Below are 12,354 nucleotides of genomic sequence, written 5' to 3'. Positions count from 1 at the left end.
ACAAAAGCGGAATTGTGGTGAAAACGAGAAGTTCGGTTTCAGATTAACTCAATTTTTCACTTTCGATCGCAACAGTAACCAGTGGGAAAGACAGATGGACCAGCCGTTATCAGCGCGACATGTCTTCCTTTTCGGTGATCGCGGAAACCACATGTGAGGGTAAGATGACCAAAGCACCAGAGTTCAACAACCGTCCGGCGGCTGAACCTTCGGAAACGGACCGCAAGCAACACATTCGTAAGTGGATCGATGGAAAACTTGGTCGCTGGGCAGGGCGCGGCGCTGCCGGTGGGTTGATTTCAACTTTGATGGCCTTGCCCGCGTTATCACAAGCCACAATTGAAGAACTGTATGCTTTTCAATTCGCGGAAACCATTCCAGGCGTTCGCTCTGTCAAGTTGTTGAAGAATGGCGATGTTCTTCTAAAAATGGCCGATGGCCGCACAATGATTGTGGCGGCTGAAAACGTCCAGATCCTGGACAGCGGTGCCATCATGATCGCTGAGAATGTGGTTCAGGAGATTGCCCAGTTCAGCGCTGTGGAAGCAGGCGCGTCCGCAGGCGGCATCAGTGGGGCCGGCGCGGCGTTGGGCGGATTGGGTCTGGCCGGGGCGGCTGCGGCCGCAGGAGGTGGCGGCGGTGGCGGTGAAGACAGCCCCGTCGTATCCGAACCCATGCCGACATACACAAGCCTCAACCTCGCAGAGCTGCAATCCACTGCACTGAACAATGTCAGCACCAACGCCATCGCTCCCGAAGGGACTGCGACTATCGAAGTCACAATAGGGTCACTGGTCAAAACCGTGACACCCAACCCCGATGGCAGTTGGAGCATCTCTCTGACAGCCGCCGAGGCCAGCGCGCTTCCACAGGGGGTGTCGACGGTGACCATCAGGAACCTGGATGGGTCGGGGGCTGAGCTGTCGACACAATCCGTTCAGTTTGACATCGATACGGTCCCGCCAAGCCTGTCAATCACCGGATTTTCTGACGGGCCGGTACTCAACCTGGCCGAACAGGCCACCGACCTGACGGTCACCGGTGTAACTGATGCTGAAGACGGGCAAATCGTAACGGTTTCACTGAACGGGCAAAGCTATTCCGGTACGGTTTCCGGTGGACAGTGGAGCGTAACCGTCCCGGCGGCTGACCTTAGCGCCTTGCCTGACGGCGCAATCGTAAATGTAACGGCAGACGTGACTGACGCGGCTGGAAACCCGGCCGCACAGGCCAGCGGAAGCTTTGATACGGATTTCACCGCGCCAAGTGTTTCTCTGGATCCAGTTGCGGGTGGATCAATTGACCTGATTGATGTGGCTGGTGACTTAACCTTAACGGGTTCCACCACGGCCGAGGACGGGCAAACCATCATCGTCACGTTCGACGGTCAGGTGTACACTGGTGCTGCGACAGGCGGAAACTGGACTGTCACGATCCCCAATTCCGACCTCGGTAGTCTATCCACCGGAACACCTGCTGCAATTGTTGTGGCGGTCGAGGATATCGCTGGCAACCCGGCCGCGCCGATTCTTGTTACTGTACCTGTGGACCTGACCGGCCCCTCAATTTCGATATCTCCGCTTTCCGTCGGCGCAGTTCTCAATGCTGCTGAAGCCGCGGCAAGCTTGGCTATAAGCGGGACAACCGCCAATGTCGAAGATGGTCAGCAAGTCACCGTCACACTGGATGGCCAAACATATACCTCAACAGTGACGGGCGGAACATGGACTGTAACAGTCCCAGCGGGTGATCTGGCATCTTTGGCCGACGGAGGCAGCTTTCAGATCACCGCAGACGTCAGCGACGCAAACGGGCTGACAGCCCCTCAGGCTGATGTGACACTATTGAAAGACGTCACAGCACCAACCCTCAGCATCGACACATTCTCGACCGGCGCATTCATGAATGCTGCCGAACAGGCGGTGGACCTGACAATATCGGGCGCAACGTCGGCCGAAGACGGTCAAGTCGTGACCGTCACTTTGAACGGTCAATCTTACAGTGCTACAGCAGCCGGAGGGTCTTGGAGCTCAGTTGTCCCTGTTGCCGACCTTGCGGCCCTCTCTGATGCCGCCACCGTGACGGTCACGGCTGACGTTTCGGATGCCGCAGGAAATCCGGCGTCACAGGCCAGCAACAGTTTCACGACCGATTTCACACCCCCTACCCTGGGAATAACCGGTATTTCTGACGGCACTGTTATGAACGCTGCTGAGCAAGGTACCGACCTGATTGTCTCGGGAACCTCAGACGCTCAGGATGGAACGGTCATTACCGTGGAGGTCGCGCGCGCAGACGGAACAGTAGATATAAGCGGTACCGCAACGGTAACCGGTGGTGTCTGGACCTACACAGCCACATCGGCGGAGCTATCAGGGCTTCAGGATGCGAGCACCTACCACGTCACGGCTTCTGTTTCCGACGCGGCTGGGAATGGCAACCAAACCTCGACAAGTTTTACAACCGATTTTACGGCGCCAGCAATCACGATCGACAGTTTGCCGGTTGGCTCCGTATTGGATGTAACGGAACAAGCTACAGACCTGACAATTTCAGGCACGACGACCTCGGAAGATGGCCAAACAGTGCCTGTCACGTTTGCCGGGCAAACCTATACCGGTATTGCATCGGGCGGAACCTGGGCGATCACTGTGCCAGCCAGCGACCTAGGCGCGCTGTCCGACGGAACAAACCACACCATCACCGCAACAGTTGACGATATTGCCGGCAACAGCTCGGTTGCGGCAAGCAGTTCGGTAACGACGGACTTTCGGCCTGTTCTGATGCTGGACGATATCGGCGTGAACAACGCGGTGGCCCTTGCCGACGCCAAGGCGTCAGGCATTACTGTCAGCGGTTCCTCTGCCGGGCTTTCAAACGGCCAGACCGTGGATGTCTTGCTGAACGGCAGTTCCGTCGGTAGCGCGACAGTAACCGCTGACGGATCCTGGACACTGGCTGTCGCGTCGTCAGATTTCGCCGCCATAGAGGCTGGGGATGATCTTATTTTCTCTGCCCAGGCAACTGTTGCAGGGGGACCAGATCCCTTGCCTGTATCGGATCAGGCGGTTGCTCATGAGCCAGCTGTCTACGTGATCTCTGAGGTCGGACGCAGTGGGTCAACCGTTACGTTTGCCATTTATGCCGATGCAAATCGTGACATCTCTGGTGGCCTGGCTTTTTCAGCGGAGCTTGAGTTCGACTCAGCCGTTGCCACATTCGACATCGGATCAGACACGGAACACAGCGCGTTTGATTTGTTCCTGGCAAACCCAGGCGCAGGTGACATCATCAACTTCGCTGGGGCGGCGACTGTTTTTACTGATTTGTCCCAACCTCTTGTCACCTTCACGATGACAATACAGGACGCTGCTCAACCCATTGAGTTAACGATAAAATCACCTGAAGGTGGCCCTGTTGCAATTCAGTTTGGCACCAATGGCAATGACATCCTAACCGCGGCAAACACGGATACAATCATTCGCGGCGGTGGTGGCAATGATAGTATTGACATCACCGAAGCCGGGCGGGACGTCGTTGTCTTTGAAGCCAACCCGAACATCAATGGCGTAGACAGCATAACCGGCTTCACAATTGGGTCTGCAGCAGATGTAACCGACGCCCTAATGTTCAGCGGACTGAATGTCGCCACGCTCCGCGGTGATGGTACGGGTTTCGAACTGCTTTCTGTCGGTGGCACATTGGGCATAGATACTGGATTTGTAGGCCTCGATACCGTTCTTGCGGACCTCAATGCCGTTACACTCGAAACGGCTGTAGAAAGCCTTGCCGGGGCATCTACAGGTGATGAGCTCTATGTGATGGCAACGGACGGAACGGACAGTGTTCTGATCAAAGTTGATTTCGTGACACCAGGCGACGCCAACGTCGAAACCCTCGCCACTTTCCATGGTTTGGGCGATCTCAGCGGCTTGACCGCGGACAACATCATACACACCGACCCAACCGGCGCGACCGCCTGACGCGGCTTCGAAACAAATTGGCGCCCATCATTTTCCTGAGGCAGTTATGGCACAGAATGGCTTAACCCCAATCACACGATTACGACATGGTCATCGGTTCTGGAAACGTTACACGTCGTTCGAATTCGCGCGCGATAAGGTCGACTGCCCGGTGGCAGAGGCAGAGATCCTTCAGGCAGCAGCCACTTTTCCAATCGCATTTTTGAAATCCGACCGGGGATTTTACCCCGTCGCAATCTTATCGGTGACACCAGACAAACCGACGCCATTCGTGTCAGCGGAAGGGGATTGGCGTGCAAGCTATGTTCCTTCTGCACTGCGATGTGCACCGTTTCAATTCCTGCCACCTGAACTTCACGATAAAATCGGTGAGGGGAAGTTTGACTTGCTTGTCAACGAAAGCTTGGACTTGGTTACCGACAACCCCGAAGATGAGCCGTTCTTTGACAAAACCGGAGAGTTGGGGCCGGAACTGCAAAAAGTCCAAGCGTTCTTTCGCACTCTCACAGCATCACTGGAGAACACAAATCAGTTGTGCCGTACGATAGCCGGTATGGGGCTTTTTTCTCCACTCGCCTGCGCACAAACGGACGAAAGCCTCGACGGTTACTTTGGTGTCAACGTGGTTGCCTTGCAGCAAGTTCCTTCAGCGCATCTGTCATTGCTCGCCATGAACGGTGGCCTGCGCCTCATATATGCCCACCAAGTTTCCTTGACCCATTTTTCGTGGCTAACGACCGCTCAATTGCGCGCCGAACAATTGGTTAAAAGGTCGTCGCCAAGCGTACGATCTGATGCTTCAGATTTTCTAGAAGCGCTGGCCGCCGCCCAACAAAAAGAAAGCCTGCTGGACCATCGGTGGCAGGAGGATCAGTATGCGATTTAATGAGTATTCACTGCATCTTGTCACGCTCAGTCTGCTTTTGGTCTCGATTTCCGCCTGCACCCGCCCGCCCGATTTGACGCCAGTTGCGATGTCCTTTGCAGCCCAAACAGCCGGTGCCAGGGCAACAAAACCATCAGAAACACTCAGCCACAGCGCCTTCGGGCAGCGGGTGAAAAAGGCGGTCGAGAACAGCCCCAACCTGGCGCAAGTCAAATCCAGAATGGGCATCGCGAAAGCCAAACAAGACGCAGCTGAAGGCGCTTTTCTCCCGGAGATTTCGCTGGGGCTAAACGCACGATCTGAAAGGATTGCCTCAGATGTAGCGGATGTATCGCCGTATGTGAGGGTTTCACAATTGGTCTATGACGGAGGGGCGTCCTCAGGGGATCTGACCGCTGCGCGGGCACGTGTCTTGGAAAGCAGAGGCGATCAGATTCAAACAGCCTCATCCACTGCTCTCGCAGCTATCGAGACCTATGTACTTGTCCTCGATCAACGAAAGATTCGAAGCATCGCAGCACAGAATGTTCTAACACATGAAGAGCTTGTTCGCCAGATAACCGACCGAACTGAAAACGGTGTCGGTTCGAGTGCCGACGTTCTGGCAGCCCGGTCGCGCATGTCCGATGCGCGCACAAAACTGGCTGATGCGCATGCGCGAACAGACCGCGCCGAAGCGCGATTCCGCGAGGTTTTCGGGGATGAGCCCGGCGCTCTTTCTGCACCAGTTCCGGCACCTGGACTGGAAAGAAGTGACATGCAGATCATAATGAACAGCCCTCAGGTTCGGCGGTCCGATGCAAGCCTGCTTGCTGCCAAGGCTGAATGGTCCGCAGCGCATGCGCGTCGCAGCCCTGATGTCAGGGTCGCCGCATTCGCGAACCAGAATAACAATCGTGACGCGAACTTTGGAGTGGATCTTTCTTTCAATTACGAGCTGGACAGCACCGGCCAGCGCCGCGCTGCAATAGCAGCGGCGGAATCGCTGGTCAAAGAGACCGAGTTTGCGCGCGAGCAGCTTATCCGCGAAATAACGCGAGAATTGGGTTTTATCCGTTCGGATCAAAAAGCGGGTGCCGATCGGTTACGAGAAGCCCGGATTGCCGTGGAGGCTAACGCGGAAAATGTCGTAGCTTCCCGCGAACAATTTTCGATCGGTCGTCGTAGCCTCATTGAAATTCTGGATGCACAGCGGGACTACGTTAATGCTCAGGAACGTTTGATCCTTGCGGAACAGAGCTACTTTCTGACCAATTATGCAGCCCTAAGCCTGACCGGGGACATACTCGACCTGCTCGGGGTTTCATTGGGCGACTGGGGCAATACGCAATGAACGCATCCGACCCTGCCCCCAATGCTTCGCTGCTTACACCGTTTGAAGCCTGTCTGTTGAATATCTCGTCGGCACTTGAACGGCCATTGAGTCTCGCGGCGCTGCACGCGACGCAAAGTGGCGCAGAAGGGGATCTGACAATACGGGACATTCTCACCCTCGCGCAAAAGGCGGGCATGCAGGCGGGGTATGGGGCAAAGCGCCTTTCCGACTTGGATAACAATCTGACACCCACCCTGTTGCTGTTGGCAGAGGGTAGAGCCGTTGTCTTTCACGGACGAAGGCAGAAGGGTACTTTATTGGTCTTCGACCCAGAGCTAGGTGAAGGTGTCGGTGAGATTTCCGAAGACAGGCTGGCAACCTGCTATACCGGTTATGCAATCCTGTTCCGGCGCCATCACGACGGTGAAACATTGGGGGGGGCCGCTTCACATGGCGGTCACTGGTTCTGGAACGCACTAACCGCAAACCGGTGGTCATACTTTCAGGTCGCGCTAGCAGCGGCGCTGGCAAATCTTCTTGGTTTGTCCACGTCCGTATTCATCATGGTGGTCTATGACCGGGTATTGCCCAACGAAGCTACGGAGTCGCTGATCGCTTTGACCGTGGGTGTGGCGTTGGCACTGTGTTTTGACTTTGCCCTCAAGTTGCTGCGGGCGGGATTTATCGACATGGCCGGGCAGAAAGCCGACTTGTTGATGGGCCGGCGCATTTTCGACCAGTTGCTGAACATCCAGATGAAATCGCGCACGGGGTCTACCGGTGCCATGACCAGCACCATTCGCGAATTTGAAACTCTGCGAGAGTTCTTTACATCCGCGACGCTGGTGGCCGTTGTCGACCTGCCGTTCATTGGATTGTTTATCCTGGCGATTTTTCTGGTAGGCGGACAACTGGCTTTGATCCCTGCACTGGCCGTACCGGTGGTGCTCCTGACAGGTTTGGCGGTGCAACCAATTTTATCAAGGATGGCGGAACGAAGCTTGTCCGACGGGCAGTCCAAGCAATCAGTTCTGGTTGAGGCTGTCTCGGGACTTGAAACCATTAAAACAACGGCAGCAGGCCGAAAAATGCGCGCACGATGGGAACAGGCCATCGAACAGCAATCAGCGCATGGTGCGCGAAGCCGGACTGTCACGCAATTTGCCCTGAACCTGACCGGATTCACCCAACAGGCCGCACAAGTGCTTGTCGTATTTCTTGGTGTTTTTCTGATTACAAACGGGCAAGCCAGCATGGGTGCGCTGGTGGCTTCGGTAATGTTGACCGGTCGGGCGTTGGCCCCTCTGGGTCAACTGGCGCAGACTTTGACCCGCGTAAATCAGGCCAGGTGCGCCTATCGCAACCTCAATGCGCTAATGCACGCAGAAAGCGAACGCCCGGCGGGGCGCACATGGCTGACCCGATCTGATTTCAAAGGGGCAATTGCCTTTAATAACGTGTATTTTTCGTATTCTGACCAAAGCGAAGATACCCTGCGAGGCGTGTCATTCACCATAAAGCCTGGTGAGAAAGTCGCAATTCTAGGTCAAATCGGATGCGGGAAAAGCACGATTGCGCGCCTGCTATTGGGGCTTTACACACCACGAGTAGGCTCGGTCATGATCGATGGGCTCGACATACGTCAGATCGACCCAGGTGACTTGCGGCGCAATATTGGATCTGTCCTGCAGGATGTCTGGCTTTTTTCGGGGTCTGTCCGGGAGAATATCGCCAGCGGCGCAGTCCGACCCAGAGATTGCGACATCGTCGAAGCCGGTCGTATTGCCGGTGTCGAAGAATTCGTGAACAGCCATCCGTCGGGCTATGACCTTCAACTCGCGGAACGCGGTGAGGGGCTTTCCGGTGGGCAACGGCAGGCAATCGCCCTGGCACGGGCACTTGTCGGGCGACCTCCGGTTTTGCTTTTTGATGAGCCAACCAGTGCGATGGACGTCAAAACCGAAGCCCAACTGGTTCAACGCCTGAGTGCGTCAACCTCCGGATCAACCCTGGTCATTGTAACGCACAGAACCAGTCTGCTGGAGCTTGTGGACAGGGTTATCGTTCTGGAAAACGGAAAAATCGCAGCTGATGGACCCAAGAGCTTGCTGACGCAGCACATGCGCCAGAAAGGGAGGCACTTGAATGTCGCAGCATCCTGATCTGGCGAAGTTGGCGCACGAAATGCAGGGGCGGTCCCCCGTTCGTGGTTCATTGCTCTTGCTGTTGATCCTGTCCTGTATTGTCTCGGCCGGGTTGTGGGCACATTTGACCGAGTTGGATGACGTAACGCGCGTCGAAGGGCGGATCGTGCCTTCGGGCGACATACAGGTGATCGATGCTGCCGAGCCCGGCGTGTTGCGGTCGCTCCATGTGCGCGAAGGCCAGTTGGTCGACAAAGGGGCATTGTTGATGGAATTGGACGCCACACAAATCGACAGCCAACTTAGCCAGGAACAACAGCGCGTTTTCGGGCTGCAAGCCCGTGCTAAACGCCTGCAGGCAGAAATTGATGGAACACAATTAAGTTTCGATGCGCAGCTGATGGAAGGTGCACCCAGTGTCGTGCGTTCGGAAACTGCATTGTATCAGGGTCGGCAAGCAGAGCTGGCGGCAGAAATCGCAATTTTGGAACGTCAGCGTGAACAAAAGCAGCGAGAACACGAAGAAGGTGTAGTGGATCAGGTGACGGCAGATGAAACCCTAGATGTACTTGGGGAGGAGCGTGCGATCATTGCTCCGCTTGTTGAGAGGCAAATGGAACCTGCGACAACATTGCTGGCGTTGCGGCGTAGCGAAGCCGAGTGGCGCGGTCGCAAGGTCCGGGCCGAAGCCGTGACCAACAGGTTGCAAACTGGTTTGGATGAAATCGATGATCGGATTCTGGCTGCTCATAGCCGATTTCGAAGTGCGGCGCTTACTGAATTGGCAATTGTAACTGCGGAACTGGCGGCCTTGCAACCAGCCTTGCCTGCCCTACGCGACCGCGCTGCACGAGCGCAGGTTCGCTCTCCGGTTCGCGGTATCGTTAATCGCATCCACCGAACCACCATTGGAGGTTTGGCGCGAAGTGGCGAAGACCTTGTCGAGATTGTTCCCCTGGACGATACACTATTGGTCGAGGCTTACGTAAAGCCCGAAGATATTGCATTTTTGCGTGCTGGACAGCCCGTAAAGGTAAAGATCACGGCTTATGATTTTGCGCGATACGGGGCGCTGGATGGTGAAATCGTACGGATTGGCGCCGATACCGTCACACGTTCAGAGCGGAACGACGAAGAGGTGTTCGTTGTGGAAATTCGCACGAGCAACACCATGCTCGACGGAAGTGGTGTCGCGGTGGAAATCATACCCGGCATGATCGCAGAGGTTGACATTTTGTCAGGTAGAAAATCCGTATTGGAGTATCTGCTGGAACCTGTCGTGAAGATTAAAGATCAAGCTTTGCGTGAGTAAGTGAGAAGACTAAAATATCTTTTTTCAGATGCTTACAGTATTTTGCATCAACATCTCCTGACGCGGAGGGGAACAAAAGAAACTCAGGTTTACACTCTGGCCACCAGAGCGTCACTATTTCCAGTCGACATCCCCCAGGAAAATATACCCGGCACCGTAAATCGTTTTGATCAGGCGCGGATTCTTTGGATCTTCACCAAGTTTCGTACGCAACCTGGAGATTCTGACATCCATAGCACGATCAAAGCTGTCGCCCGCTGCACCGCCCAAGGACTCCTGCATCTGCCCCCTGCTGATCAGCCGCTTGGGGCTTTCCAGAAACAGACGCAAAACCTCGCCTTCAGCATGGCTGAAAGGTGTTTCAGTCCCTGACCCGTCTTCCAGAACATACCGATCAAAATGCGCAATCCAGCCGTTGAATTCTGCCCTGTCCGATTGTGATGTCCGACCGCGCGGCGCGCGCAACCTGGCCCGCACCCGGGCAACGACTTCTGTCGGGTCAAACGGCTTGGTAATATAGTCATCCGCGCCCAACTCCAGTCCTGTCACACGGTCCTGAACCTGTGCCCGGCCGGAAATAATGATCACTGCTGCACCCTGTTCCAGCGCCAAGCGATGAACTAGCGCCAGCCCGTCGGTATCTGGTAAAGACAGGTCCACAAGGCAAACATCAGGGGTTACTCGATTAAGGGCTGCTTCAAACTCTCTGGCACGGGAAAAACTCTGCGTCCGGAAACCGGCATCCTCCAGTGCATCCGTCAGAATGCGCCGTATCTCGGGTTCGTCGTCGAGAATGGTCACCAGTGGTTGCGACATCAGGCGGCCTCGGTTTGGATCAGAGCAGACAATTGAGCCTGTGAGAACGGTTTACGCAAAACAGGTGCCAGGGCAAGCGCCCGTTGATGCAGCGGATCTGAATTTGGCAGAGATGTCATAAGGATAAGCGGCAACCCCGGTTTCAACTGTTCAAGGATGTCCAAGCCTGTACCGTGTCCTTCCAGACGGATATCCGACAAGACCAGCGAAATGTCCTTCACACTCGATATCAAGGCCAGTGCTTCATCAACTGAATTTGCTTCAATGACAGTAAAGCCCAAATCCACCAGCATGTCCCTAAACTGCCCGCGCAGGTCTTCGCTGTCTTCAACCAACAGTACCAATCCACCCTGAGCCGGAGGAGCGGGCCGAAAAGGCAAACGCATGACAACTGAGGCCCCAGATGGTGTATTTCTTAGATTCAGATCGCCACCGGCAAGCTTGACCGTATCATAAACCATCGGCAGCCCCAGTCCTGACCCGTCGCTCCCTTTTGTTGTGAAAAACGGGTTAAGTGCCTTTTCTAGCGCCTCGGGTGAAAACCCCGGCCCGGTGTCGGAAACCGTGACTTCGATCCAGATCTCACCTATGGCATGTGCACTGATTGTGATTTGACCCGTGCTCCCGCAGGCATCCCGGGCATTCAGGACCAAATTCAAAAGCGCATCCTGAACCATACCCGGATCAAGCATCAATGTTTGTTTTGGCAAGGTGTTTACGACGGACAGGCCCACACCGCGAGGCAGTGAGGGTGTCGCCAGAATCCTCAGGTCTTCCAACAATCCCCCGATGTCCGTTGCCTGCGGTTGCGGCGTTCGGTTTCCAGTCATGTCGGCGATCCGGTTCAGCAGCTGCCCGCCCCGGCGCGCGGTTTGTTGAGTTGCGGCCACAAGTTCCTGAGCGCCATCCGGCAAATCCATCTTGTCGAGGCGGGACTGCATCCCCAGGATGATAGTGAGCAGATTGGAAAAGTCATGGGCAAGCCCGCTGGTCATCTGGGCTGCCATCGCCCGGCGGCGGGTTTGCTGTAATGCAACGCGTGCCTGTGTCTCTTCGGTGATGTCCACCGACATCACGTACACACCCCCTGCCCCATCCGGCGTAAACGAAACCCGGATGCGTCGGGAATCCTGATCTTCGGTGAACTCGAAAACCGACGGCTCTCCGCTATAGGCCTTAAACAATTGGGCCTTAACCCGTTCAAAGGCGGTCGCACCCAGCGCTTCAGAAATGTGAAGCCCCAGAATATCGGACGGACGCCCAGGCATGACGGCGCTCAGGCGACGGTTCGAGTAATCGTATCGGCCGTCGCTGTCCAAATGCGCAATATGAGCCGGCATCATCTCGGTCACCATACGTGTGCGAGCTTCGATTTCGGTCAATTCCCGCTTGGCCTCTTCCAGCGCCGCGATCGTGGCCGCAAGTTTGCGGTTGGTTGCGGACAGTTCTTCCGCGTGGCTCAGCAACTGTTCCGACAGTTCCTCAGACCGCGCGCGCAACAGGTTTTCCGCCCGCCGCGTTCCGGTGATATCGGTGTAGACCGCGACCCACCCGCCTTGTGGCAGCGGTGCGCCTTCAATTGAAACAACCTGCCCATTGGGACGCACGCGCTCCATGTAGTGAGGCTCAAACGCCAAGGCTTGCTGGACGCGCAGATTGACCATTTCCTCGACACTTTCATCGTCGCCATACTCACCGCGGCTGGCAAGAAAGTGGATCGTATCCCGAAACAAAGCACCCCTTTGAACAAGCTCGTCCGGCAAACCGAACATTTCCTGGAAACGGCGATTGCTGAGCACCAGTTGCAATTTGCTGTCATAAATGGAAAGCGCCTGACCTATCAGGTTCAGCCCGGCGGTCGTCATCGCCTTGATACGCTTTTCCGTTATGTCCAACTT

Annotated in this window: 7 protein-coding genes; 5 read left to right on the top strand and 2 right to left on the bottom strand. The window is 55.6% G+C overall.

What is annotated here, in order from left to right:
• The first annotated feature begins 164 nt into the window (after nt 1-164).
• From ACR3FC_RS17500 to ACR3FC_RS17480, 5 genes are read left to right on the top strand one after another with little or no spacing between them, the layout of a single operon-like run.
• Complete coding sequence (locus ACR3FC_RS17500) at nt 165-3,983, top strand: Ig-like domain-containing protein (protein WP_480477248.1); 3,819 nt, start codon at nt 165-167, stop codon at nt 3,981-3,983.
• A 46-nt stretch (nt 3,984-4,029) separates the two neighbouring features.
• Nucleotides 4,030-4,869, top strand: coding sequence for a SapC family protein (locus ACR3FC_RS17495; protein ID WP_480477246.1), 840 nt, complete (start codon nt 4,030-4,032; stop codon nt 4,867-4,869).
• Nucleotides 4,859-6,202, top strand: coding sequence for a TolC family protein (locus ACR3FC_RS17490; protein WP_480477244.1), 1,344 nt, complete (start codon nt 4,859-4,861; stop codon nt 6,200-6,202). Before ACR3FC_RS17495 ends, ACR3FC_RS17490 begins: the two co-directional genes overlap by 11 nt.
• On the top strand, nt 6,199-8,346 hold the full coding sequence (locus ACR3FC_RS17485; RefSeq protein ID WP_480477242.1) for a type I secretion system permease/ATPase: 2,148 nt from the start codon (nt 6,199-6,201) through the stop codon (nt 8,344-8,346). Before ACR3FC_RS17490 ends, ACR3FC_RS17485 begins: the two co-directional genes overlap by 4 nt.
• A complete protein-coding gene (locus ACR3FC_RS17480; RefSeq protein ID WP_480477240.1) occupies nt 8,330-9,640 on the top strand; it encodes an HlyD family type I secretion periplasmic adaptor subunit in 1,311 nt (436 codons plus the stop codon). The genes ACR3FC_RS17485 and ACR3FC_RS17480 overlap by 17 nt, the downstream gene beginning before the upstream one ends.
• Nucleotides 9,641-9,754: 114 nt before the next feature.
• Here ACR3FC_RS17480 and ACR3FC_RS17475 read toward each other — a convergent pair whose 3' ends face one another.
• Both ACR3FC_RS17475 and ACR3FC_RS17470 read right to left on the bottom strand, forming a co-directional pair.
• Nucleotides 9,755-10,456 (bottom strand): response regulator transcription factor, encoded by a 702-nt coding sequence (locus ACR3FC_RS17475; protein ID WP_480477238.1) that lies wholly within the window; start codon nt 10,454-10,456, stop codon nt 9,755-9,757.
• Nucleotides 10,456-12,351, bottom strand: a complete 1,896-nt coding sequence (locus ACR3FC_RS17470) for a PAS-domain containing protein (protein ID WP_480477236.1) — start codon at nt 12,349-12,351, stop codon at nt 10,456-10,458. The genes ACR3FC_RS17475 and ACR3FC_RS17470 overlap by 1 nt, the downstream gene beginning before the upstream one ends.
• Nucleotides 12,352-12,354 lie beyond the last annotated feature (3 nt).

This window comes from Ruegeria sp. AF3, from assembly GCF_056536285.1.
The sequence above is the reverse complement of the archived record's forward strand: the minus strand, read 5'-3'. Positions and strand labels throughout refer to the sequence as shown.

Bases quoted from the DNA above. Each gene is read 5' to 3' on its own strand.
- ACR3FC_RS17495 (WP_480477246.1), top strand. From the start codon at position 4,030: ATGGCACAGAATGGCTTAACCCCAATCACACGATTACGACATGGTCAT.
- ACR3FC_RS17490 (WP_480477244.1), top strand. From the start codon at position 4,859: ATGCGATTTAATGAGTATTCACTGCATCTTGTCACGCTCAGTCTGCTT.
- ACR3FC_RS17475 (WP_480477238.1), bottom strand. From the start codon at position 10,456: ATGTCGCAACCACTGGTGACCATTCTCGACGACGAACCCGAGATACGG.
- ACR3FC_RS17500 (WP_480477248.1), top strand. From the start codon at position 165: ATGACCAAAGCACCAGAGTTCAACAACCGTCCGGCGGCTGAACCTTCG.
- ACR3FC_RS17485 (WP_480477242.1), top strand. From the start codon at position 6,199: ATGAACGCATCCGACCCTGCCCCCAATGCTTCGCTGCTTACACCGTTT.
- ACR3FC_RS17480 (WP_480477240.1), top strand. From the start codon at position 8,330: ATGTCGCAGCATCCTGATCTGGCGAAGTTGGCGCACGAAATGCAGGGG.